This is a genomic window from Pseudoalteromonas apostichopi (assembly GCF_030297135.1).
GTDB classification, from domain to species: domain Bacteria; phylum Pseudomonadota; class Gammaproteobacteria; order Enterobacterales; family Alteromonadaceae; genus Pseudoalteromonas; species Pseudoalteromonas apostichopi.
On the sequence record NZ_AP028066.1, the window covers coordinates 212,678 to 236,713 of the forward strand.

Genomic DNA, 24,036 nt, shown 5'->3' on the forward strand with positions numbered 1-24,036 from the left:
CATTAAAAAAGTAAGTCGATTTCAATTCGGCGGTTTAATGCCTTATCTGAATTCGTATTGCTCACTAAAGGCTCTGCAGAACCTTTTCCTTCTGGCCATAACCTTCCCATTAAGCCAGTATTCTTAGCCATTGAATTTGCTACTTGTGTAGCTCTAGCTAATGATAAATGCCAATTAGAAGGAAACTGACTGGTACTTATTGGGCTATCGTCGGTGTGACCTGTGATTAAGATTTTGCCTTTTGTTCCTTCAAGGCTTAGTGCTAACTTCTCTAAAATGGGTTGGAAAGAGGGCAATAGTGTTGCTTCACCAGAATTAAACAAACTCTCATTATTTATTGTTATTCTGATCCTGTCTGTTTGTTGTTCAACGCTGACTATACCGCGTTGTATTTCTGTGTGTAATAACTGAGTTAACAAATCAAGTTGCTTACTTCTATTACCTTCAACTTGTGAAGATGACAAAGGGTGAACTGACTTCAAATTTTCAGCTGTAGCGTCAACTTGCTCATTAAGGCGCATGTTAAAAAATAAATAAACCACGAGTGCAATTAAAGCCAAAACCGATATCACAACCCAAAGTGGAATTTGGTTTCTGAGCTCTACACCTGCTGCAACACGGCTTTTCCAACTAGGTGTTAAAAATTGACTATGAGGCCCATCCAACTGATTGAGGATGTGATAAATTCTATTGCGATAATCTTCTAGCTTACTTTCACCGCTTGCTGCAACTCGAAACTTACCTTTAAAACCTAAATTTAAACAATGGTATTGTAGCTCTAAAAAGTTTCGATTCATTTCTGGATGCGCTAGCGCTTCATCCAGCAAGGTAAAAAAGTACTCACCACCAAATGTTTCTTTATGAAAAGTGGATAATAAGCTTTCTTCTGCCCATTCTAACGAACTCCACTTTGCATTTAATACGGCTTCATCAATTGCAGCACATAAGCAATAACGCGCATTATTAATGACCGTGAGCTCAATTGATTTCGCGCGCAGATTCGTCTCAAAGCGCTTGATTGATTCAATTGCACGATGCTTTAAAGCCGCTAAACTGTCTATTTGCGATGACTGATTAATAAAAATGATCAATGAAAAGCTGTCATTAGCCGCATCGAGTAATTCATTTTTAAAAATTGATACAGAACTAACATTCGCCTTTTCAGGTGAAGAGTGACTAAACGAGACCACGGTTTTGTCACTCGAACCTTGCGATGCTTCTGAATTTGACTTGTTACGGCCCAAACGTCCTGGACGTGGTTTAATTATTGTTTCATCCATTGAAACGCTTCCTTTATTAGCTTCTAATTGCCCAAAGAATTAAGTTTAAGTCAGGGTAGTTACCCGATAAATGAATAGCGATACCCCCACTGGATTTTAGTTTGCTCCAGTGTTCACTGTTTTTATTAAGCTCAAAATAATGATATCCAGCATGGTAAGGTACTTGACGTGGCGCTGTAGGTAAGCCATTAATTGAGATCCCTGGTAGCTGGTTATTTACTAAATCTCGAATCGACTCTACGCTACCAATTTTAATTTGCGAAGGAAGCAACTTTCTTAATTCTTCATGCGGAATACTCGCTTTAACAGCCAGTACGAATTGAGCTGAGTCGAGAATCGACTTATCTCTTAATGCACCGAATGAGATACCAAACTTACTTTGTTCTAACTTAATTTCAGTGGCTGTTTGTTCAATCACTTGGCTTAGTGATTGGTATAGGAAGTTCACAACCTCTGCAAAAACAAACTGTAAATTTGCATGGTCATATTTCGGAAGTTGCGGCACCCGTTTATTTACAGCACTAAATGTTGCAAGTTCGCCAGCAAGCTCAATTAACCGTGCATAAAGCTCTCGCGGATGAACACAAGAATGCGTTAATAGGCTTTGAAATATAGCATCATATTTATTGAGTGTTTGTAGCATCAAAAAATCAGCCACGGATGTGCTACCTGCATACCCTTGGCATAGTCTCACCGCAATACTTTCAGCACGTTGCTTTATTAAACCTGAGACCTCTCTGACAAGCGCTGTTAAAGGCTTATTACTGGTGACAAACAAACTAGGAGGAATATACTTAGAATCAAGTTTAATTGCTCCCTCATTCGTGACTTCTGTAATTCTTGCAAGCGGCAGCAAGACATAACCCGATGTATCATCAGACATTAACATCAATCGGCTATGAAGCTTTGCTACTTGGATTACTTCTTGAGCTTGAGAGCCTAAACTGTCATCACTAACTGATAAGTCTGCAATCCTGTAACGTGTCACTAATTCGTCTTCACTAGAAGAGATGTTGATCCCACTTCCCTTCAAGGCTGGAATTGCAAGGCATATAATTTCATCATAGGCACTTTTCGCTACCACTAAGGGATCAGGAAGAAACTCATCACTTGGCATCTGAATTGGGCATAAATCTGGCGAAATAGCCGACAATTTATCAATAGCAAATTGACCGGTTACAAGTAGTTCGCTATCAATTTCGAGTTCAATGACTCCCCATGAATCAGCAACAGTGCCCTCTATAACTCTTCTAATTACACTAGAAACATGCTTATCTGCTTGTTGAAAATGCTGAGGCCTTAAGAACATTCCTTCTGTCCATGCGACCCGCGTGTAATCACTCATGTTTATTCCTTTAATCTTTCATATATACAGCTAACGACTCAACATTTACGTCAATGTCATCATAGCCTGTTGGGTCAACTTCTATAACAGCTCGCCAACGGGCCTTTTCAATATCTCTGTAAGCGACCACAACACCAACAAAACGTGTGTTTCTGTTCAAGTTCATTTTGTATTCAATGTTTGCCGAAGGTTGTAATTCAAGCTCATCTTTCTTAAGTAGATCTGGACCAAGTACTGCTTCAGGATTTTCATATAGGCTAAAGAAATCTTGCGTATCAAAAATGGTGCGAGAGCTCAGTTCAAACACTTTATAAACAACAGGTGAAGGACGACCAGAGATATCTGGGTTCACATCTGAGGCCACTGAAATATTTAAATCAGTAGATGGGGGCACAAACTTGTTTACTGTTGTACAGGCTGTTAAAAATACCCATAAAGCACCTACAAAAGTAAGCTTGAACTTCAACATTGCATTATTCCTTCATTGTAATACAGCTAATTTCCACGATTGTAAGCCTTCAGAAAATCATCAGAAAATGCTAAAACTCCTTTAGCTTTAACATCATCTGTAATGTCAGCATACAATTCGTTATATATACGCCAGCTTGAAGCACCACCATAAGCAGGCAATGAGCTAAGTAACCCACCATTATTGCTTTGTGCTTTTATGCCATCGGGTGATAATTGCTCTAAAAGACCATTAAGTGCCCCAGTCGCACCTGCTAATAACCCTTGCTCGTGAAGTTTTGTATCAACAAAACTTTCTTTAACTGCTTCATTCGCTGGCAAAAAACTTGCGCTATTGCGAACAAAAAGATTCTGCATTACATCATCAATGGTTGCTGAAAACTTAAGTGGATTATTCTGTTCAACTTTAAACGTTGTGTGATTCAATTTAAGTTGGTTCTTAATATTTGTTCGCTGGCGAATCAAATCCATCGAGCCTTCAAGGAAAAGCTTAAAGCACTCACCCATACGCTGCCATGTGTCTTCATTTTGCAGCTCTACTGATAGCTTTTCATTAACACTTAAACCATTTAAAAATGAAGAGATTAACTTCGATGAGTTTGGAATTTGATTATCTTTTATAGGTGCACTAACTGGGGCGTTATTTGCAGCCATTGCTCTATTGCCATTATTAAACGGCTTACTATCATTAACAGCTGGAGTGCTAATTACAGGCTCTTCTAGCGGTAATACAGGCACGCTATTTTCTTTTTCTTCTACCTTAGCTGATAGTTGTGCGAGTTCATCCCAATCCTCAGGAATAGGTTGACTCAGACTTTGTTGTGAAAATATGTCAATATTATCACTCGGTGTTTTCTGAAAAGTAGGCGCAATCATTGCTTCTTCAAGTTCGTTTGCACTGCCATAAGCCATTTGCTGTTCAGCAAACCCCTTAATATCATCGCTTGAATCTTTTGGCGTTTCAGAAAGCGAGGTGTTGAAAGAATTGATTTGTGGCTCAAAATCTTGAACTTGGTTAACTTGCTGTAGAGTTGATTCTATTTGAAAATCACCAATCGTGAGAATGTCACCATCATTTAGACGGTGTTTGTTTTCTTTTCCTAACGGTGAAACTGAAAAGTTTATAAACAATCCATTGGTAGAGTAGTCATATACATAGAATCCATCGGTCTCTTTTACGATTTTGCCATGGCGACCTGATATTACTTTTTCAGGATCAGGTAAATACCAATCGCAATCTTCTGAACGACCAAAAGTTAATTCATTTTTTACTACTTTTTTCGCATCTATCTCAGGAGAGAGCCTGTGATAACTGGTAACATTTAGAATCACTTCCATTTGATTGTTAGTCCCATAAATACAAACATTCTATTAGGATAAAATACTTCACGGAATAAAGTCAACGCGGAAAAATACCCAAAAATAAAATTTAAAATAGTTTCAAAAAACAGAATAAAAAGGATAAAACAATAATCAAACATTAAACTAAACCTTAAGTACCAGCTCATTAATATAAACTGAATGATTGCTTATTGATGTATTTTTTGTAAAATATGGCACCAATCAAAAGGATATTGATTTTTATAAAAGGAATTATAATGACTGCTGAAAATGATAAAACACGTATTGCTTCAATAAAAAATAAAAATGCAGTATCGAAAGAAAGCAAGCTTCTCTTAATTGGTAAATATCTAGCAAAGCGCTACTTAATTGAAGAATTAATTGGCGAAGGCGGAATGGGGTATATTTATCGAGCGCGAGATACCTATCTAAATACAAATTCAAATCAAGACGATATCGTCGCTATCAAAGTATTGCATCCAGAACTGGCAGACTCTGAAGATGCGCTACTGTTGCTAAAAGATGAAACAATAAAAACGCGCTCTCTTTCTCATCCTAACATTATTAAAGTGTTTTCAGCTTCATCAAGTGACAACTATCATTTCGTTGTAATGGAATGGATTGAAGGTGAAACTCTTGAACAGTTGATCAAAAGAAATAAGCCCAGTGGTTTATCTCAAAAAAGGGCTAAACCAATTTTAAATCAATTAATTGATGCCCTTACTTATGCGCACACAAAAGGAATCGTTCATAGCGACCTAAAACCTTCAAATATTATTCTTGATTCGCAAGGAAACTTAAAAATCTTGGATTTTGGGATTGCAAAAACAAATCTTCACGAAGATAAATATGCAGCGCCGGATAACAATGAGTTACCAAATAGCAATGGTTACACCCCCACATACGCGAGCCCTGAACAACTAAATGGGGACAAATCTTCAGCTAAAGACGATATATTTGCATTTGGCTGTATCGCATTTGAGTTATTAACGAGTAAGCACCCATACAATAGAGTCGCTGCAAATCAAGTAGCAAAAGAAACAAGCGTAAATAAACCGAGCAACTGTTCACTCAGTGTGTGGCTTAAACTCAAAAAATGCCTCTCACTTGATGCCGCAATGCGCCCTAAATCATTGCTCGAAGTTAGGTCTGAACTAAACAACAATAGAACATCTCTATTGATCCATGTTGCTTGCTACACGTTACTCATTGCTGGTGCTGGGTATCAGTTTTTATCTCAAAGTGATAAACAGCAATTGATTGAAGCAAACTATCAAAACTCGCTCGCAAAAGTAGAACAGCTTGAAACATGGATGAATTGGCCTAGTGATGGTTTACCGCAACGGTTAAATGAAATTCCACCACAATACAAAGTATTGAAAGAAGGACTTTTAGCTGTTCATCAAAATAAAGTTGTGGAAAAGTTTACTGAACAAGTTGAAGGTTTATCAAGAACCGCCATAAATACAAAGGCCTATGATGATGCTATTGATATTTATGAGGAAGCAAAAAAAATCTATCCCGATTCAGAAACATTAAATAATAAACTCGAAAGTTTACTTACTGAAAGACAGTCGATCCTTTCTGATCTTAGTTATCGTTTAGATGTACTGTTATCGCAGTCTAGATATGATGAAAGTGGAGAAAACAATATTCACGGCCTTGTATCTCAATTAAAAATTATCGACTCTAGTTATAGCTATGTACCTAACCAAGAACATATAAATAATTTCAAACTGGCCGTTTTAACGTCTATTGAAAATGAAGATTTCGTCACACAAAAAACGTTACTTGATGTAGGTGAATTAGTTTTTGCTAATATTTCAGAACTTGAACCACTCGTTACGGCATTGCGGAAAAAAGAGTCAGCCATGGTTGCATTAGCTGAGTATAAGAGAAAAACAAGTGAAGGGATGACTTTAAGCTACCCTGACGATGATGCCAAAATATTTTATCAAGAAAAGTTAGAAAGATTTAATACTCAACTTGCCAATGTTTCTGACTATAAACAACTTATGAAATTTGATGAATCATTTAGTAAGGAAGCTGAAATTTTCCCCGAATCTTTTGAGCCCATTTTATTAATCAAAGATCAAATTGCAACGACTTATATTTCTATGGCGAGTAGCTTAATGAAACGAAAAATGTACAGAACAGCCGAAAGACTTGTCGAACGTAGCGAAGAAATCAGAAAGAGTCTAGAAAATACAATTTAGCTCAAAACTTAAATAATCAAACGTCACGGAAGAACGAATTTGCACAATTATATTTTTGAACGCCATTCTTTTTCTTTAACGTTTAATAAATAGTGTAATTTAATGGAGTAATTATGAAAAAATTAAGTCTTGCCTGTGCATTAATGATACTAGCAGGCTGTTCATCAACCACTGAGCTTTCGCCAGAACCAGAGCCTATTGTAGAGCCTGTAGCTGAAGTGATAGAAGAAATGCCTGCAACTTCATTAACCGTCGTTACTACACCTAACGATGCCCGTGTTCGTATTATGAATATTAAACCTGTGTACGAAGATGGTATCGAACTTGATAATGGTAAATACGATATTGAAGTAACAAAACCTGGCTATTTGACCTATCGCAAGTGGATTGTTATAGATAAAAAAACAATATTGACTGTAGACTTGGACAGCATAAAGTCTAATCAATCGACGCAATAATGTGAAATTACTTCCCACCAAAGGAAAGCAACTGCTTTCCTTTTTTTAATCTACTTTTAAATTAACTGCAAGTAATACAGTGACGACAGTGCACTGCAATTAACAATAACTGTTAACCAAAGTACAGCAATAAAACTGCGTTTTTTAGATTTGTGTCTTAGCCATTGCTGCGCAATTAATGAACCTGGCCAGCCGCCGATTAACCCTAAAATATGCAGTGTACGCTCAGGCACTCTTATCACATGCTCGCCATGTTGCATCGCTAACCGTTTATCCCAGCCATATACCAAAAAGCTTATTAAGCTCGCTACGCTGTAAGTGCCTGCAATAAAGTAGGTAATATTAAGTTGCCACGATATCAGCCATAATAACGCTAAAAACAACAATGAAAATGTAACTAATGTTTTCTTAATCAAAGAATTATCACCTATACTTTGCAAAATAAATTAAATTATATCGGGGCGTTATTATGGCATACCTCAAATCACTTTTACTATCAATCTGCCTATGTTCGCTTTCTGTTATGGCAGCAGAGCAACAACTTGATGACAAGCTAAAAGTGTTTGAGCCTTACTTAGGCACGTGGCAGTCTGACTTTAATGTCGCAGCAGGTAAACCTGCGGTGCAAGATGTGAGCACTTGGCAACGTGCGCTCAATGGCACCGCCATTAAAACCATTCACTCTATCAATGAAGGTGAATATGGTGGTGAATCGATGATTTTTTGGGACAATAAAAAGCAGTCTTTGGTGTTTTATTACTTCACTACGGCAGGCTTTTATACCCAAGGCACAATGAATGTACTTAGCCCTACTCGGTTTGTTGCTTATGAAAATGTGACAGGCAGCAAAGAAGGGATCACTAAAGTAAAATCGACAAGCGAGTTTAAAAACAATAGCTTTGTGGTATCGACCTCTTACCTTAAAAAGGGTCAATGGACAAAACCCGATACCCGTACTTACACCCGCAGCGAAAAAACAGTTAAGTTTAAATAAGAGCTTTAAAAAAGGGTAAGGTGTTTATCACCTTACCCTAATCTATATTAATGCCTAAAGTCTGCCATTAACGCAGGGATACCTGGCAGCATACCTACCATTGCCATCACGCTTGTTAAAATAATAAACATTATTAATGGAATGATCCAACGACTCATTGGGGATAATTCAGAGCTTCGCTCTTTACAACCAATTAAGCCCAGATTGTCTAGCAACATAGTTAATGACCAACCAAATGCAGGATTCACTAAAGTCGATGAAAATACCACAATAGCGGCCGATTGCGTGGTTTTACCTTCGCGGGTCATTTCCATGCCAGCTTCAAGAAGTGGGATAAACACACCAACAATCAAGGCTACACATAATACGGGTTGCCAAATAGCTAAATCCATTGGGTAGCCCCAAATACTGGCAATGATACAAAATAATGCAGTTAACACCGCCCCTGCAGGAATTGGGCGCTTAGCAATGGCTGCAGGTACAATGTAGGTTCCCCATGACGAGGTAAAGTTAGAGCCACCTAACAATGAACCAAAAGTCTGGCGGATTGAAGCGCTAAACATAGTATCGTCAATGTTCATTTGTACTTTTTCAGTGCGCTCAGGGTAACTAATTTTTTGGAATACTTGATGCCCTAAAAAGTCGGGTGACCACATCGCAACCGCAAGCACCGCAAATGGTAATACCACCACAAAGCTCTCAAGTGTAGGCAAACCCAACATCCAACCAGTATTTTCACCCCACCAATACATCGGGTTCATATTTGGTAAGCCCGGTGCTGTTTTAAACTCAAACGGTGCTCCCAGTAAAAATGCGATTAACCCGCCAAGTAAGCAACTTAATGGCACAGCTAACCAACGTTTTTTGTAGTGCTCAAGTAAGGCATACAACACGATTGTCGATAAAATCACAATAAAAGCGATATGGGTCATATCAATGCCTTCAGCCCATGCAAACAGCTTTTTAACCTGCGAAATCGTGCCAATAAAACCAAGGTAGAGCAATAAACCGCCACACACGCCTCGGCTGGTTAGCCCCGCCAGTAAACTCCCCCCTTTACTAAGCGCGAGTAACAGACCAAACGCCCCTATCAGTAAACCAAAGGCCATTGGGTGACCACCCGCTGCAACAACAATCGGGATCAAAGGAATAAGCGGTCCATGAGTACCCGCTAAATTTGCTGTTGGTAAAAAGAAGCCCGAAAATAGTAAAATGAAAATCGATACAATTAACAGTTCATAGCGCACGTTTTCTAGAATAAAGCCTTCACCTAAGCCTAGTGGTGCTGCAAATGTAGCCGCAATTGCACCCACCATGACCACCTTACCTATGGTGCCTGCCATGGCTGGGATAGAGTCTTCTAATTCAAACCGATAATCACGGAACGGTAAGTTAGGACGCCAGCGCTTGGGCTGCATAATTTGTAATTCGTGTTCAAGGTATTCGTCGCGACTCGAAAATTCACTGCTGGGTTTATGAAGAGCTTGATAGCTTTGCTGGTCGGTATGAGCATCCGATCCTTGTTCAGCAGACGCTGATTGCTGCCTCGTATTCATGAGTTCTCCTACTACCTATCTTGAAAAATTGTGTGAGTTTTTATTATGCAGTTAGGGTAAAGCAGCCAACTGCAAAACACGATTAGGCAAAAGGTAGGGTATGAATTTATAAAAATGGGGTTTTTAATAAAAAGTGGGTCTCAAAAAATACTTTAACACTTTGATATTTAATGTTTTTAAAAATAAAAAGGCCAATAAAGAGTAAGGCTCGCTTACTTTTTAAGCACATTAACTATTAGTCTAATAAATTGTATGAATAGCAAACAGATATGTAAAACCACTTTTAGATTAATCGAATTTGCCTATTTCCCAACTGCTAATATACTAATTTATTAGTACTTTAAATAATGCTAACTCGCCTTTCTCATGGGTTTATTACAAAAGCACTTAAAGGGATGTATGAACACACAGCTCAAACCTTGGCAATTTAATATCATTGTTTGCTCTGTTTATCTGCTGTTTGGCTTGTTTACCATGCAAGTGTTAAAAACACTGGCGGTATGGCCACCTGCAGGAGTCGCATTGGCTGGCTTGATGTTATTTGGTCGCAAAGCCTGGTTGGGCGTTGCATCAGGCACCTGTTTAGTCGTGCTTTTCTACTTTTATCTCAGCGGCTTAAATCCACTCACTTTTAAACACATAGCAATAAATGCCGCGACAACGACAGGAAATACTTTCGCTGCTTTAACTGCATTTTGGCTAATTAACCGAAAACTTAAACAACACACGCTGCTGACGAGCGTCACCAGTCTAGCCAGAGTATTTATTCTTGCCAGTATTGCTATTGGGGTAATCTCAGCGATTTTCGGTGTTGGCATCTACTCAGTTGTAGGTATTGAGTGGTTTGATGGCTTATATGTAGGCATATTAAATTGGAGCATTAGCAATGCCCTAGCGGCGATTGTATTCACCCCTGCCCTTTACTTTTTATGGCGAAATTGGCCGCATCCGGTCACCCTTAGTGAATTTTCTAAGCTTCTGTTGCTTACTTTGACCGTGGTTTTGTTGTGTTATTTTATTTTTGGCCCCGCATACACAACAATGACATTACCATTTTTACAACCTGCATTACTGTTGTTTCCGCTTCTTTATGCTGCCACGCGGTTATCACCAACCGCCACCAGCTGCATGAATATGTTGGTGTTTTTTGCTGCTTGGGTCGGAAGTAATCAAGGCTGGGGCTATTTTTATTATCATCATCCTAAAACAGCAGAAGTGACCATGCAGTTTTTCTTTTTATTTACTCTTTCAGCGGTATTACTTATTCAAGCCGTGTTTATTCAGCGCAAGAAAGAACAACAAAAGCTGACCACCATGCTCGAACAAAAAGTAGAAGAACGAACCTATGAACTAGAGCGCGCAAAGCATGAAGCATTAGCGTTATCTTTAACAGATTATTTGACACAGCTTTATAATCGCCGGGGCTTTTTCGAAACAGTTAATAAACAGTTTGAGCAATACATTAACCATCAGAATGCCTGTTCACTCTTGCTATTGGACTTAGACCAATTTAAAGCCATAAACGACAAGTACGGCCATGCCACTGGGGACGAAGTAATACGAACCACAGCACATAAACTCATTCAACATAGCAGAGCATCAGATATTGCGGGGCGAATTGGTGGTGAAGAGTTTGTATTATTTTTGCCCATGACAAACAAACACACAGCATTTGCTATTGCAGAAAAGATCAGGGTCGATATTGAACAACAAGACATCATCGTCGACAACAATCACGTTAAATTCACTGTGAGTATTGGCGTAAGCACCTTGCAAGCAAACGATCAGCACATAGAGTCGATGTTAAAACGCGCCGATAAAGCATTGTACCAAGCCAAAAACCGAGGCCGCAATCAAGCGCAGTGTAGTTAGAGTTACGAGTTGCTAGTTACGAGAGTAAAGTTACGAGAAAAAGGTACGAGTATGTAGCAGCGATTTTACATCGCGTTTTTTCTCGAACCTCGTATCTCACAACTAGTTCCTTTACTCTTGCAACTAGCAGCTTAAAGTTATTTCGTCTTTAACTTGTTCAACTCATCATCCTGTTGCGCGACGAGTGCACTGAGAGTTTGGCTACCATCTCCGGCCTGTGTCGATAGCTCAGCTAGTTGCGATGCGGCATCTGAAATTAACGTCAGGTTGCGGTTTATCTCTTCTGTGACAGAACTTTGCTCTTCCGCCGCCGTTGCAATATGGGTAATCTGTTGCGTTATTTCGTCTACTTTTACCACGACTTCATGCAATGCATCGAAGGCAACTGAGGTTTCATCCACTGCTGTTTGTGCGCGCACTACACCTTGCTCAATGACTTTAGAAGCATTACCAACTTCTAGCTGTAAGCTATCTATAAGGCCACTAATATCATCTGTTGATGAGCGTGTTTTTGAAGCAAGTGCCCTGACCTCATCAGCAACCACCGCAAAACCACGGCCTTGCTCACCGGCTCTTGCCGCTTCAATTGCCGCATTAAGTGCAAGCAAGTTAGTTTGCTCTGCAATCGTTCTGATCACATCAAGAATTTGGGTAATATCGTTGCTTCGCGCCGCCACTTTTTCAACCGCTTGATTAGCCTCCTTGATTTCATCCGACATGGTTTTAACTTGAGTAACCGCAGACGACAAGCTAGATTCACTGCTCACAACTAGGCTGTTTATTTCATCGGCTTGTTGCGCTGACTGCTCTGAGGCTCTTGCCACTTCAAGCGCTGTTGCGCTCATTTCGTTCATTGCCGTCACTACGCTCTCTATTTCTTGGAACTGAGCTTGAACGTTATGTTTAGTATCAACTGCAACACTTGTCGCCAAATGAGCCTGCTCTTTAGTTTGTGTCGATACATTTTTAAGCTCACCAATTAAGTCGCGTAATTTAGTAAGAAACGCATTAAAGCCTGTTGCCAATGCGATTAATTCAGCATGTGTATCAACATGTAGAGTTTGTGTTAGGTCCCCCTCAGCACTGGCGAGGTTATCAACACGCTGTTGAATTTGTTGTAATGGCGCCACGATAGTGCGGATCACTAAAGTCATAATAACAAAGGCTGCACCAGCAATAATAATACCTGTAACCAAGATTAAACCACCTAAGGTATTAGCATTTTCACTCATGCTATTTGCAAGTGCTTGAGGGCCTTCAAGAGCAAGCTCAGCAGGCACTTCAATCAACAAGTTCCACTGTGTTTTAGCAAGCTTAATTGTAATTGGATAATTAACTAAGTACTGATCGCCGACTTTAAATACGCCACTTTGATTTTTCGCTTTTACGTAATTGTCTAAAGTGCTTTTAGTCACTGCCTCTTTTAGCGGCCTGCCAAGCTTATCTTTGTAATGGCTGCTACCTACCACTAAGTCAAGTGAGCTTAATAAAGTGACTCGAGCTTTACCGTTATACAGCTCTTTTGACAGTTTTTCGGTCATGCTTTGAAACACAGGCAGGGTTAAATCAACACCAGCAACACCAATAAATTCGCTACCTCGAAGAATTGGCACCGTTAAAGACGTCATCATTTCAGAGTAACCAGGGGTGATTTCGTATAGATAAGGTTCCATAATGCATGGCACTTTCGTGTCTTTTACACACAAGTACCACTCAGCTTCACGCTGTCCAAATTCATTTAACGTGTCTACATATTTTTCTGCGACATCGTCAACAACTTGTTGCTCAATGACACCATCTCGATTGCGCGTGAAATAGATTTCTAATGTACCAGCACCGGCTACAGAGTGGTCATAGCCACTGATAAAGTTAGCATCACGACCATCAAATGCATTTGCTTCGAATTGCGAGTAAATAGATGAGAGTATTGTGTTTTTATTCAGTATAGAGCGATTAAGTTCAACCACTGCATCGCGCGTTAGAGTCGCTGCAGCATCAGGGTCGCCTAAAATAGCAGCGAATGAGTAAGGTACTCGATATGCTTCATTGATAAAGCCGGCGACTTGTTCACCATATGCTGTTGCATTTGAGGAAAGTTTCTCTTCCACTTCAGCAACAATCAGCTTTTCAGATTGTTTAGCTAACTCTTGATTACTACTTGAAAGCTGCCACCATAAAATGCTTGATAAAACAAACACCGTAATAAAAATACTGCCTACGGTGAGCCATAACAACTTTTTCGCTAATGCTAACTGCCGCATTGATTCTTCCTGCTATTATTATCATTGATTAACTAATAGTTTAGACCATTTGTTTGATCACATTAGATTAATTGCAAAAAAAGTACTAATAATAAAAAGCATTGCAGGTAGAGAAATTAAACATGCCACCACTACTAATCCAAGTCTTTAATAGTAGGTAACACCAACAGGTTACAATAATGCAGCAACACACATTTGATTTTGACCAAATTATTATAGGCTCCGGATTTGGTGGCTCTGTTAGTGCGCTACGCCTAAGCGAGAAAGGTAACCGGGTATTAGTACTCGAAAAAGGCCTGCGCCGCGACGATAAAGAGTTTCCAAAAACCAATTTAGATATCAAAAACTATATGTGGCAGCCAGAAATTGGCCTAAAAGGCTGCATTCAATTTTCGTTTACCAGCAAAGTCACAGTGCTGCATGGCGTCGGTGTTGGGGGTGGCTCACAAATTTATGCCAATGTGCACCTTATTCCTGATGATGAAGTCTTTCAATCTCCAGCTTGGACACGAATAAAATCAGACTGGAAGGAAACCCTAATGCCCTACTATGGTCTTGCACAGCGCATGTTAGGCAGTGCCAAAAATACTTACACCAATGTTGCCGATCACGCGCTTAAAGACATTGCTGAGCAAATGGGTCAAGGTGACTCCTTCAAAACCGTGAACACAGGTGTGCTTTTTGCAAAACCCGGCGAAGCCTATAACAAAGAGCTACCGGATCCTTACTTTAACGGTGATGGTCCAAGGCGAAATACCTGTCATTACTGTGGTAGCTGTATGATTGGTTGTCGCCATAATGCTAAAAACACTTTAATGAAAAACTATCTTTACTTTGCCGAGCGCAACGGCGTAGAAATAAGACCAAGCTCTGAAGTAATAAAAATCACCCCGCTCAGTGCAGATGGTAGCGCCGGATACAAAATCAAAATTAAAGATACCAGTCATCGCAATAGCCATATTTATACCCTGACAACACGAGGGGTTGTGCTAAGTGCAGGAGTAATGGGCACCGTTCCGTTGCTTTTAAAAATGCGTGATAAAAACAAAACATTGCCCAATATTTCAGCTTGGCTTGGGAAGCAAATTCGCACTAACTCAGAAACCCTCACCACCGCTAACAACACCACTAAAAAAGTTGATGATGGTGTTGCCATCAGCTCATTTATTTCGGTCGACAAAGACACTAACATTGAAATTTGCCGGTTTAGAGAAGGTGCCGATGGCACATGGCTATATTTACCTTACGTTCCCATGGTGACAGGAAAAGGTCTAAAGCGTATTACTAAGTTTTTAGTTAACACACTGCGCCATCCAATAAAAACAGCCAGAGTTCTGCGCCCAAAAGGCAAAGCCCGCAGCTCCATTCTATTTTTAGTAATGCAAAAATCAGAGGCGTTTATTCACCTTGAGTGGCGACGCAAATGGTATCGCTTCTTTAAAAAGAGCATAACTGCAGTGCAAAAAGAAAATGATACGCCGCTTAGCGTTAGTTTTCCAAAAGCAGAAGAAGCGACCAAACTATACGCCGAAAAACTTGGCGGTGTGCCAGGCTCAGCCTTATCTGAAGTGCTATTTGGTGTACCGATGACGGCACATATCATGAGTGGGGTCGCTATGGGTACTGATGCTTCCAACGGCGTAGTTGATAGCTCGGGGGAAGTATTTGGCTATCAAAACCTGCGTGTTATCGACGGTTCAATCATACCGGGTAATTTAGGGGTAAACCCATCATTAACCATTACCGCCTTATCTGAATACGCGATGAGCCAAATACCAATATTCGATAAAGAGCGAGCAAGTAAGATTAAGCCAATAGAGTTTAGTGAGCCGCGCGAAGGCTTAGTATCAGCGCTCACTGACTCAGGCGATTTAGCAAAATCGATTGCTGAAAAACAAAAAAGCCGTACTTAAAGCACGGCTTAATTTGATCAACAATGATTAGATCACTGATAGTTCTACAGCAATGTTACCGCGCGTTGCGTTTGAGTATGGGCATACTTCGTGTGCTTTATTAACTAGAGCAAGGGCTGTGTCTTTATCAAGATCACCCACTGATACCGCAAGCTTAACGGCAATACCAAAACCGCCTTCGATAGGACCAATTGATACTTCTGAGTTTATGTGAGTATCTGCTGGTAATTTAATTTTTGCTTGGCCAGCAACTAGTTTTAATGCGCCGATAAAACACGCCGCATAACCTGCTGCAAATAATTGCTCAGGGTTTGTACCTTGACCATCATCACCACCTAACCCTTTAGGTGTTGATAGTGCCACATCTAAACGGCCATCATCTGATTTTGCTGTACCTTCACGACCACCCGTAGCTGTTGCTTTTGCTGTGTATGCGACGCTTTGTAGTTCTTTCATGGTTACTCTCCTAATTAAGTGGAAATATATTTTGCATGCAAAATATATTAGATCAGCTTTTTCGGGATTGCAAATATTTTGCATGCAAATTAAAATACTCTTATTAAGTTTTGAGGATCGAGTATGAAATACCCACAACTAAAATTAGATAACCAGCTATGCCATCGCTTATATATGGCATCGAATGGGATTGCCCGTGCGTATCGAGATTCTCTCAATCAATTAGATTTAACCTACCCGCAATACGTAGTGATGATGGCGCTGTGGGAAAAAGATCAGATCAGCATTGCTGAACTACTTGAAAAAACCGCCATTGATGGCGGTGCGATGACGCAAATTTTAAAAAAAATGAGCGACAAAGCATTATTATCGATCATCAAAGATAGCCAAGATAAACGCAAACGACTCGTTCAGCTCGAAGCCAAAGGCAAAGCGATGCAAGATCAAGCCGCTGAGATACCGTCGAAAATTCGTTGTCGCTTCCCAAGCATTAACGATCAACAAGCGTTGCAACTGATTGAGTTACTCGATTTAGTAAATGGTGACCTTAATTAACAAAAATTATTTGAAAGTGAATTTGGATTACAACTCTTTTTAATATAATTCTATGCGCTATAGTGTTCAAAACTCATCAATACGGACACCATCATGAAAGCATTTGGATACACCACAGCAACCCCAACGTTATCTGACTCATCACTACAAGCGATTGAATTACCTGATCCAGTTGCCACAGGTCACGATATTCTTGTAACCGTAGAAGCAATTTCAGTAAACCCAGTTGATACTAAAATTCGCGCTAATGTGTCACCCGAGAGTGGCTATAAGGTTATTGGCTGGGACGCTGTGGGTACGATTAAAGCTATAGGCGACAAAGTATCGTTATTTAATGTGGGTGACCGTGTGTTTTATGCTGGCGACTTAACGCGCCAAGGCAGTAATGCTGAGCTGCAACTTGTTGATGAGCGCATTGTCGGTCTTGCACCAAGAAGCCTCAGCAATAGTGAAGCAGCCGCCCTGCCATTAACCAGTATCACGGCATGGGAGTTATTGTTTGATCGCTTACAGATTGAAAAATCTAAGAACAATAAACCAGCCTCTGTATTAGTGATCGGTGCCGCAGGTGGTGTAGGCTCAATTTTAGTGCAACTTGCCAAACAGCTTACCAATTTAACAGTTGTTGGTACCGCCGCACGAGAAGAAAGCGCCAACTGGCTTAAAGATTTAGGTGTTGATCATGTGCTTGATCATAGCAAAAACCTTAACCAGCAACGCCTTGAAGCTGAACTTAGTGAATTTGATTATGTAATTAGCTTAACGCACACCGACCAACACCTTGATAGCATTATGGAAGTGATCAAGCCACAAGGTAAATTGGCACTGATCGACGACCCTGCAAGCTTTGATATTTTAAAGTTAAAGCGTAAAAGTATTTCGTTGCATTGGGAGTTTATGTATACCCGCTCAATGTTCCAAACCGATGATATGATTGCCCAGCATCAGCTTCTTTCAGAGCTAGCCACCTTAGTTGATAACGGCACAATCAAAACAACATTGGGTGAACATTTAGGTAAGATAAACGTAGCAAACCTTATTAAAGCCCATAGGATTTTAGAGTCTCATAAGGCTCGCGGAAAGCTGGTATTGGAAGGGTTTGAGTAAAAAGGTACGAGTTACGAGGGGAAAGATACGAGTTGCGAGGGGAAAGTTAGAGAGAGTAAAGTTTCGAGAAGCGAGATGCGAGCATGTAGCAGCGATTTTACATCGCGTTTTATTCTCGTATCTCTCCTACCTCACCCATGTCGCGGCATATAGCCGCTGCTACGAAAAACGAGATAAAAGGTGTGAGTATGTAGCAGCGATTTCACATCGCGTAGTTCCTCACTCAACAATAAAAACACGCATCATTAAAGTGCATTACAGCAATTACCTTTCACTATTTTAGTGCCTGATTTTAGGGACTCCCCAGCCAAAAAATATTAACCAATTGATTTTTAATGCTTTTAAATTTAATAAAGGTTTGGCACAGATCTTCCTATAGTGAGTATGAACAGGCACTAACAAGGAGACTAACGTGACTAACTTCTTTCACACTCTTTATCTACTTTGGCGATTAGACATCAGCACATGGCATATGCATGAAGCAAACGATCCGCATAATGTTGCTGATTTGGAGCGTCGCTATGTTAAATAATGACCCCGCATTTATTGAAGCGCTTAAAAAAATTTCGGTTCATCAACTTACAATCACCGAAGCGTCTGAGCAGTACGACATTCCTAAGCGTGTGTTATATAAAGCTGCACGACAGCAACAAGTTAAACAGAACAAACAAAAAGCGTATTTAATTGCCACTCAGAAGCGCCTTCAACAAAGTCTACGTAATGTAGAAATGGAGTTAGCTAGCTTCAGCTAAATAACTTCTGTATGGTTAAAATACACGCACAATAATGATGGATTAAGTATGCACGCAGTAGAAGTAAACTTTGATGGCTTAGTGGGGCCTACTCACAATTACGCGGGATTATCGTATGGCAATGTCGCTTCACTAAGTCACGCCTCTTCGCATTCCAACCCCAAAGAGGCTGTGCTACAAGGCCTTGAAAAAATGAAGGCAATGCACGAATTAGGCCTAGAACAAGGTATTTTTGCACCTCATGCTCGCCCTGACATTAATGTGCTAAGGCGTTTAGGCTTTACAGGCAGCGATAGCCAAATTATTGAAAAAGCATTTAAAGCCGACCCTGTTTTACTGCGAGCTTGTTACAGTGCATCGGCAATGTGGACAGCCAATGCTGGCACTATTTCGCCTTCAGTCGATACTCTTGATGGCAAAGTGCACTTTACGGCTGCTAACTTAAATAACAAATTTCACCGCTCGTTAGAACCTGTCACAACAACGGCATTACTAAAAGCCATGTTTAACGATGAGCGTTACTTTAGCCATCATACACACTTACCTGATCAAGGCTTTTTTGGTGATGAAGGTGCCGCAAATCATAATCGATTATGTGACAGCCATGCAGATGCAGGGCTTGAGATCTTTGTTTATGGTGCAAGTAGTTTTAATAGCGCCCTACCAAAACCCGTTAAATTTCCTGCAAGACAATCTCTAGAAGCATCGCAAGCAATTGCCCGTTTACATCAGCTAAAGCCAGAAAATCAGTTATTTATTCAACAAAATCCTGATGTAATAGATCAAGGTGTCTTCCACAACGATGTAATTGCTGTGGCCAATGGCAATGTACTTTTATGCCACGAACAAGCGTTTTTGCATCAAGCTGATACTTTAAAACAAATTAAACAAGCCTACCTTGGCAACAAGCCACTGCATATTATTGAAGTACCAACCAATAAAGTGAACATTAAAGATGCCGTAAGCAGCTATTTATTTAATAGCCAATTAATTACCTTAAATGATGACAGCATGATGCTGGTTGCTCCTAAAGAGTGTCAGCGCAATCAAGCCGTTCACGATTACATTCAAGAAATGATTTTGGCAGATAACCCAGTTCAACAAGTACGCTTTTTTGACTTGCGCCAAAGCATGCAAAATGGTGGTGGCCCTGCTTGTTTACGCTTACGTGTTGCACTCAATACTGACGAACTGGCAGCGGTCAATCCGGGTGTGCGCTTCAGCGAAGAAAAATATACTCAACTAGTGAGTTGGGCGAATAAGCATTACCGTGACTCTTTAAGTAGTGACGACTTTGCCGACCCACTGCTTTTAACCGAAAGCTATCAGGCACTTGATGAGTTAACCAGCTTACTTAATTTAGGCTCTGTGTATCCATTTCAACAAGAATAAATAATGAAACTTAAAGCAGTACACTCTATTAAAGGGGTGTCTAAATCACTCAATACTTTACTGATTGATAGCGTTGCCAGTGGCGCATCAATCGGCTTTATTGCCCCTTTATCATTACAGTCAGCACATGACTACTGGCAAGGGGTCGATGGAGATTTAGCAACTCCTTACCGTAGGCTTTATCTTGCCCTTGATGGTGATACGGTGATTGGCTCAGTGCAGCTTTCTTTGTGCGCCAAGGCCAATGGCGCTCACCGCGGCGAGGTAGAAAAGCTCATGGTACACAGCGAATATCAAGGCAAAGGAATAGCAAAACAATTGATGAATAGTCTAGAGACCGACGCCCGTACATTAGGTATTCAATTACTGGTACTTGATACCCGCCAAGGTGATACTGCCTCATATTTGTATCGCAAACTCGATTATATTGAAGCTGGCACTATTCCTGGTTTTGCGAAAAGTTCCTCCGGTGAATTTGACGCAACGGTGTATTTTTATAAGCAAGTCGCCTAGATCTGCTTTTTATAGCCAATTGATATAACCATAAAGTCGACTAATAAAAATCTTTAAACGTACTAAACTAGTACTGCGGATTTTTATTAGGAGCGATAAATGGCGCTATCAATACAGCAACGGGTACTCTTTCTAGCCCTACTTCCCCCCCTACTCATTGCAATTATGCTGACACTCTACAACTATGTGCAGTCAAAACACAGTGGTGCACAAACCGTTGAAAGTTTTGCCACACAAATGGAAAACGACCGAAAGGCCGAAGTCAGTAACTATCAAAAAATTGCCATGAGCTCGATTGCTCACCTGATCGCGCAAGATGATGGCTCTAATACTGAACAGCTGCAAAACCAAGCAAAAAGTATCTTACGTAATTTGCGTTTTGATGATGCTGGCGATACCGGCTATGTGTTTGTTTATGATGTTAAAGGTATCAACATTGCCCATGGCGTTAACGCCTCTCTTGAGGGTAAAAACCTTTATGATTTTAAAGATCCTAATGGGGTTTATCTGATACGAGAGCTCATTGATGCGGCGAAGAAAGGCGGTGGCTATGTGCAGTATTCTTGGAAAAATACCAATGGCAGTGTAAATCCTAAGCTCGGTTATGCCGCTTTGGTACCAAAATGGAATTGGGTACTAGGAACAGGTTTTTGGATCAGCGGCCTTGAGCAACAAGTTGCAGTAACAGAGCAACGAGTTAATGAAGGTATTGATAATGCCTTTATTAATACTATTATCGCTTCAGTATTTGCAGTTGCAATTACCGCAGCGATTGCTGTGGTGGTATCGCGCAGTATTACTAGCCCTCTTCACACAACCGTACTAGCAATGAACGATATATCACAAGGTGATGGCGATTTAACCCAGCGTTTAATGGTGAAACGAGACGATGAACTCGGCAAACTTGGCAGCTCGTTTAACCGCTTTGCCGATGACGTCGGAAAAATGGTTATTGATATACGCCAATCATCGCAATCGATGAATCAAGCGTCACATAAGCTCAATGAGCTACTTGCCAATATGCACGCAGGTATTAATCGTCAACATGAAGAAAGTGAACAAGTTGCAACGGCAATAAACGAAATGTCAGCGGCGTCAATGGAAGTGGCACGCAGCGCCCAAGAGGCCTCAACCGCTGCTGAACATGCCGATCATTTAGTCAAACAAGCTAACAACCAGTTACTTATCGCTATAAAAGTTATTAACGGCCTTGCCAAACAAGTTGATGAAGGAGCTAATGCGGTCGATCAGCTTAATCAACAATCGAGTCAAATTGGTAGTGTGCTTGATGTGATCAGAAACATTGCCGAGCAAACGAATCTATTGGCACTAAACGCGGCAATTGAATCGGCACGTGCTGGCGAAGCGGGCCGTGGTTTTGCAGTGGTGGCTGATGAAGTGCGTACGCTTGCAAAACGCACGCAAGACAGTACTCACGAAATAGAGGCAATGATTGAGCAAGTACAGCAAGGAACAACAACTGTAAATAGCATTATGCAGTCAATTAAATCAGGCAGTGCAACCAGTGTTAATGAGGCGGGCGAAGTCGAAAAAGCGCTTAATGAAGTACTGCTTTCGGTTAACACCATAACATCACAAAATGCACAAATTGCCACAGCCGCTGAAGAGCAAACATCAGTGTCTGAAGCGATTAATCAAAACATGACGACCATTGTTGATATTGCTAACAAAACCGCCAATGATACCGATGTAGCCACATCATACATGCATGAGCTGTCAGACACGGCAACGCAATTAGAACAAAATGTAAGTCGTTATAAAACCTAACATTTTAGCGTAATTGTTAAGCAGGTAGAGATACCTGCTTAACAAAAATCATTGGTCTTTTGTAAGTTCTTTAACCAATCGAATAAATCATTATCGTAGCGCTTAAGGCGTTGTTGCTGCTTATGACTGAGACTATAAAATGGCGCAAAGCAGGCATATTTCTCACTCATAATAAGAACTAAACGCAGACCAAAAAGTGAGTAATGATGAATAAACTGCACTTGTCTTGCATGCATATGACGGCATTGTCCAAATAAATTACGGTAATACACGCCATGGCGACACACTGTTAAATTGCGTTTTGAGTTCACTACAAGTAGCGCCAATAACAACGAAACACTGCACAGTAAAAAACTAAAAAATAAATTGCCTAACTCCGACTTACTATGCATATAACCAACCAATAAGAGCATATTAAATACACTTAACAAGACCCAAGTTCTAAGCTCAAAGCGCTTCTCTAAGTCAATAACTTTCATTTTTGTTCCTAGGTTTTTATTTTTCGTTATGGTGTCAGCAAAATGTGGATGAAAAATGGATTTACCTCAAAAACACTCTTATTTGAAATTAAACCTTTAAAAACTTTCATCTCATTACAAAAAAGGTACAAAGGTGTTACCAGAAACTTACTATTAGTAGTTCAAGTTACATTAAGTTTTAGTTATTACACTATTAGTAAATTTTTAGAACATATAGGGAAGAAATGATGAACTTTAAAACTACATTACTTAGCAGCGCCGTTCTATTTGCACTGGTTGGTTGTGGCTCAGATAACGACAAGAACGACTCGGTTGACCCTCAGCCGCAAACTGCACAATTCACGTTAGGTGTGTCTGACGCACCTGTGACAGGTTTAAAAGCTGTTAATGTTGTATTTGATTCAATCACATTGAAAACCCAAGGTGGTGAAGAGTTCACTTTTGAGACCCGTGAAGATGATGATGAAACCATGCCTGAAATGGTTAACTTGTTAGACTACACAGGTGATGATGTATTTTCTTTACTAGAAGATGAAGAAGTTCCTGCTGGCGAATATCAATGGATCCGTGCAGATGTTATCAATGGTGACACAAACGATTTAACCATGACTTCGCATGTTGTTAACGAAGATGACAGCATTGCACCACTGGTTGTTAAGCGTAAAGGCAACGATGGTGTAGGTGAAATCCAACTTGATGGTTTTACCCTTAACCAAGCTGGTAACGACTTTGTTATTGAGTTTGACCTTAAAAAGTCATTGGTTGATCCACAAAATAGTGATGAGATCTTCTTAAAACCACGCGGTGTTCGTTTAGAAAACCTTGCCGAGTCTGAAGATATCGAAGGTACTGTTAGCGACGTACTCATCGCTAACTGTGAAACAGATAATATCGATATCGCATTAGAAGATGGCTCATTCAGTCATGCTATTTACCTATACAGCAGCGATGTTGAAATGCCAATGGATAACTATGAAGTTAACGAAGATGAAACACCACTAGATGCACCACTTGCAACTGCTGATGTGATTTTCGATAGCGAAGATAACCAATACGAATTTGAACTTGCGTTCATTCAACCAGGTGATTACCAACTTGCCTACACCTGTGCAGCGCATATCGATGACGTAGAAACTCAAGACGAAGCATTTACGCTTTATCAAGTTAAACCAATTACAGTAACATCGGGTGAAGACTTAAACGTGTCTTTCACAGTTTCTGAATAATATTGGCTTTAATACCAATTCATTTAACTAAGTGGTCTATTTTGAGTCAATAAAAGCTTGTTGA

The 24,036-nt window shown here is 40.2% G+C and carries 21 protein-coding genes; 12 read left to right on the forward strand and 9 right to left on the reverse strand.

The window, feature by feature from the left end; translation table 11 throughout:
• Window positions 1-2 precede the first annotated feature (2 nt).
• From tssL to tagH, 4 genes are read right to left on the reverse strand one after another with little or no spacing between them, the layout of a single operon-like run.
• Window positions 3-1,280, reverse strand: a complete 1,278-nt coding sequence (tssL, locus tag QUE86_RS17030; protein WP_286260718.1) for a type VI secretion system protein TssL, long form — start codon at window positions 1,278-1,280, stop codon at window positions 3-5.
• 16 nt (window positions 1,281-1,296) lie between these two features.
• On the reverse strand, window positions 1,297-2,625 hold the full coding sequence (gene tssK, locus QUE86_RS17035; protein ID WP_256853986.1) for a type VI secretion system baseplate subunit TssK: 1,329 nt from the start codon (window positions 2,623-2,625) through the stop codon (window positions 1,297-1,299).
• A gap of 10 nt (window positions 2,626-2,635) precedes the next feature.
• On the reverse strand, window positions 2,636-3,094 hold the full coding sequence (tssJ, locus tag QUE86_RS17040) for a type VI secretion system lipoprotein TssJ (RefSeq protein ID WP_105181720.1): 459 nt from the start codon (window positions 3,092-3,094) through the stop codon (window positions 2,636-2,638).
• 26 nt (window positions 3,095-3,120) lie between these two features.
• Window positions 3,121-4,431, reverse strand: coding sequence for a type VI secretion system-associated FHA domain protein TagH (gene tagH, locus QUE86_RS17045; protein ID WP_286260719.1), 1,311 nt, complete (start codon window positions 4,429-4,431; stop codon window positions 3,121-3,123).
• A 260-nt stretch (window positions 4,432-4,691) separates the two neighbouring features.
• Between tagH and QUE86_RS17050 the strand changes: the two genes are divergently transcribed.
• Entirely contained in the window at window positions 4,692-6,650 is a 1,959-nt protein-coding gene (locus QUE86_RS17050; protein ID WP_286260720.1) for a serine/threonine-protein kinase, read from the forward strand.
• 113 nt (window positions 6,651-6,763) lie between these two features.
• Window positions 6,764-7,108, forward strand: coding sequence for a hypothetical protein (locus QUE86_RS17055; RefSeq protein ID WP_256853989.1), 345 nt, complete (start codon window positions 6,764-6,766; stop codon window positions 7,106-7,108).
• A 56-nt stretch (window positions 7,109-7,164) separates the two neighbouring features.
• On the opposite strand, the gene QUE86_RS17060 is transcribed toward QUE86_RS17055, so the two are convergent.
• Complete coding sequence (locus QUE86_RS17060) at window positions 7,165-7,524, reverse strand: DUF1294 domain-containing protein (RefSeq protein ID WP_167657460.1); 360 nt, start codon at window positions 7,522-7,524, stop codon at window positions 7,165-7,167.
• Window positions 7,525-7,577: 53 nt separating this feature from the next.
• Between QUE86_RS17060 and QUE86_RS17065 the strand changes: the two genes are divergently transcribed.
• Window positions 7,578-8,102 (forward strand): hypothetical protein, encoded by a 525-nt coding sequence (locus tag QUE86_RS17065; protein ID WP_286260721.1) that lies wholly within the window; start codon window positions 7,578-7,580, stop codon window positions 8,100-8,102.
• Between the two features lie 47 nt (window positions 8,103-8,149).
• Here the strand turns inward: QUE86_RS17065 and QUE86_RS17070 are convergent, their stop codons facing one another.
• A complete protein-coding gene (locus tag QUE86_RS17070; RefSeq protein WP_250662283.1) occupies window positions 8,150-9,658 on the reverse strand; it encodes a DUF3360 family protein in 1,509 nt (502 codons plus the stop codon).
• 399 nt (window positions 9,659-10,057) lie between these two features.
• Here QUE86_RS17070 and QUE86_RS17075 point away from each other — a divergent pair, with 399 nt between their 5' ends.
• A complete protein-coding gene (locus tag QUE86_RS17075) occupies window positions 10,058-11,530 on the forward strand; it encodes a sensor domain-containing diguanylate cyclase (RefSeq protein WP_286260722.1) in 1,473 nt (490 codons plus the stop codon).
• Between the two features lie 137 nt (window positions 11,531-11,667).
• Here the strand turns inward: QUE86_RS17075 and QUE86_RS17080 are convergent, their stop codons facing one another.
• A complete protein-coding gene (locus QUE86_RS17080) occupies window positions 11,668-13,791 on the reverse strand; it encodes a methyl-accepting chemotaxis protein (RefSeq protein ID WP_167657456.1) in 2,124 nt (707 codons plus the stop codon).
• Window positions 13,792-13,970: 179 nt separating this feature from the next.
• Here QUE86_RS17080 and QUE86_RS17085 point away from each other — a divergent pair, with 179 nt between their 5' ends.
• Complete coding sequence (locus QUE86_RS17085; protein WP_286260723.1) at window positions 13,971-15,704, forward strand: GMC family oxidoreductase; 1,734 nt, start codon at window positions 13,971-13,973, stop codon at window positions 15,702-15,704.
• Between the two features lie 27 nt (window positions 15,705-15,731).
• Here QUE86_RS17085 and QUE86_RS17090 read toward each other — a convergent pair whose 3' ends face one another.
• Complete coding sequence (locus QUE86_RS17090; RefSeq protein WP_054553604.1) at window positions 15,732-16,160, reverse strand: organic hydroperoxide resistance protein; 429 nt, start codon at window positions 16,158-16,160, stop codon at window positions 15,732-15,734.
• 123 nt (window positions 16,161-16,283) lie between these two features.
• Between QUE86_RS17090 and QUE86_RS17095 the strand changes: the two genes are divergently transcribed.
• The 6 genes from QUE86_RS17095 to QUE86_RS17120 all read left to right on the forward strand — a co-directional run bounded on the left by QUE86_RS17095 (window position 16,284) and on the right by QUE86_RS17120 (window position 22,267).
• Window positions 16,284-16,715, forward strand: coding sequence for a MarR family winged helix-turn-helix transcriptional regulator (locus QUE86_RS17095; protein WP_130052814.1), 432 nt, complete (start codon window positions 16,284-16,286; stop codon window positions 16,713-16,715).
• A gap of 93 nt (window positions 16,716-16,808) precedes the next feature.
• Window positions 16,809-17,822 carry a zinc-binding alcohol dehydrogenase family protein gene (locus tag QUE86_RS17100; protein WP_130052815.1) on the forward strand — a complete coding sequence of 338 codons (1,014 nt, stop codon included), beginning with the start codon at window positions 16,809-16,811 and terminating at the stop codon, window positions 17,820-17,822.
• Window positions 17,823-18,343: 521 nt separating this feature from the next.
• Entirely contained in the window at window positions 18,344-18,574 is a 231-nt protein-coding gene (locus tag QUE86_RS17105; protein ID WP_054562555.1) for a helix-turn-helix domain-containing protein, read from the forward strand.
• A 48-nt stretch (window positions 18,575-18,622) separates the two neighbouring features.
• Window positions 18,623-19,966, forward strand: coding sequence for an N-succinylarginine dihydrolase (gene astB, locus QUE86_RS17110; protein WP_286260724.1), 1,344 nt, complete (start codon window positions 18,623-18,625; stop codon window positions 19,964-19,966).
• A gap of 3 nt (window positions 19,967-19,969) precedes the next feature.
• Window positions 19,970-20,479, forward strand: coding sequence for a GNAT family N-acetyltransferase (locus QUE86_RS17115; RefSeq protein WP_130052817.1), 510 nt, complete (start codon window positions 19,970-19,972; stop codon window positions 20,477-20,479).
• A gap of 99 nt (window positions 20,480-20,578) precedes the next feature.
• Complete coding sequence (locus QUE86_RS17120) at window positions 20,579-22,267, forward strand: methyl-accepting chemotaxis protein (protein WP_130052818.1); 1,689 nt, start codon at window positions 20,579-20,581, stop codon at window positions 22,265-22,267.
• A gap of 38 nt (window positions 22,268-22,305) precedes the next feature.
• Here the strand turns inward: QUE86_RS17120 and QUE86_RS17125 are convergent, their stop codons facing one another.
• A complete protein-coding gene (locus tag QUE86_RS17125; RefSeq protein WP_130052819.1) occupies window positions 22,306-22,746 on the reverse strand; it encodes a hypothetical protein in 441 nt (146 codons plus the stop codon).
• 227 nt (window positions 22,747-22,973) lie between these two features.
• Between QUE86_RS17125 and QUE86_RS17130 the strand changes: the two genes are divergently transcribed.
• Window positions 22,974-23,972: a DUF4382 domain-containing protein gene (locus tag QUE86_RS17130; protein WP_286260834.1), complete on the forward strand. Its 999-nt coding sequence runs from the start codon at window positions 22,974-22,976 to the stop codon at window positions 23,970-23,972.
• The last annotated feature ends 64 nt before the right edge of the window (window positions 23,973-24,036 follow it).

Excerpts from the sequence above, each read along its gene's own strand:
- QUE86_RS17125 (WP_130052819.1), bottom strand. The coding sequence starts at position 22,746 with ATGAAAGTTATTGACTTAGAGAAGCGCTTTGAGCTTAGAACTTGGGTC.
- tagH (WP_286260719.1), bottom strand. The coding sequence starts at position 4,431 with ATGGAAGTGATTCTAAATGTTACCAGTTATCACAGGCTCTCTCCTGAG.
- QUE86_RS17095 (WP_130052814.1), top strand. The coding sequence starts at position 16,284 with ATGAAATACCCACAACTAAAATTAGATAACCAGCTATGCCATCGCTTA.
- QUE86_RS17115 (WP_130052817.1), top strand. The coding sequence starts at position 19,970 with ATGAAACTTAAAGCAGTACACTCTATTAAAGGGGTGTCTAAATCACTC.
- QUE86_RS17085 (WP_286260723.1), top strand. The coding sequence starts at position 13,971 with ATGCAGCAACACACATTTGATTTTGACCAAATTATTATAGGCTCCGGA.
- QUE86_RS17055 (WP_256853989.1), top strand. The coding sequence starts at position 6,764 with ATGAAAAAATTAAGTCTTGCCTGTGCATTAATGATACTAGCAGGCTGT.
- QUE86_RS17090 (WP_054553604.1), bottom strand. The coding sequence starts at position 16,160 with ATGAAAGAACTACAAAGCGTCGCATACACAGCAAAAGCAACAGCTACG.
- QUE86_RS17065 (WP_286260721.1), top strand. The coding sequence starts at position 7,578 with ATGGCATACCTCAAATCACTTTTACTATCAATCTGCCTATGTTCGCTT.
- QUE86_RS17130 (WP_286260834.1), top strand. The coding sequence starts at position 22,974 with ATGAACTTTAAAACTACATTACTTAGCAGCGCCGTTCTATTTGCACTG.
- QUE86_RS17105 (WP_054562555.1), top strand. The coding sequence starts at position 18,344 with ATGTTAAATAATGACCCCGCATTTATTGAAGCGCTTAAAAAAATTTCG.
- QUE86_RS17050 (WP_286260720.1), top strand. The coding sequence starts at position 4,692 with ATGACTGCTGAAAATGATAAAACACGTATTGCTTCAATAAAAAATAAA.
- tssJ (WP_105181720.1), bottom strand. The coding sequence starts at position 3,094 with ATGTTGAAGTTCAAGCTTACTTTTGTAGGTGCTTTATGGGTATTTTTA.
- QUE86_RS17070 (WP_250662283.1), bottom strand. The coding sequence starts at position 9,658 with ATGAATACGAGGCAGCAATCAGCGTCTGCTGAACAAGGATCGGATGCT.
- QUE86_RS17080 (WP_167657456.1), bottom strand. The coding sequence starts at position 13,791 with ATGCGGCAGTTAGCATTAGCGAAAAAGTTGTTATGGCTCACCGTAGGC.
- QUE86_RS17075 (WP_286260722.1), top strand. The coding sequence starts at position 10,058 with ATGAACACACAGCTCAAACCTTGGCAATTTAATATCATTGTTTGCTCT.
- QUE86_RS17100 (WP_130052815.1), top strand. The coding sequence starts at position 16,809 with ATGAAAGCATTTGGATACACCACAGCAACCCCAACGTTATCTGACTCA.
- tssK (WP_256853986.1), bottom strand. The coding sequence starts at position 2,625 with ATGAGTGATTACACGCGGGTCGCATGGACAGAAGGAATGTTCTTAAGG.
- QUE86_RS17120 (WP_130052818.1), top strand. The coding sequence starts at position 20,579 with ATGGCGCTATCAATACAGCAACGGGTACTCTTTCTAGCCCTACTTCCC.
- tssL (WP_286260718.1), bottom strand. The coding sequence starts at position 1,280 with ATGGATGAAACAATAATTAAACCACGTCCAGGACGTTTGGGCCGTAAC.
- astB (WP_286260724.1), top strand. The coding sequence starts at position 18,623 with ATGCACGCAGTAGAAGTAAACTTTGATGGCTTAGTGGGGCCTACTCAC.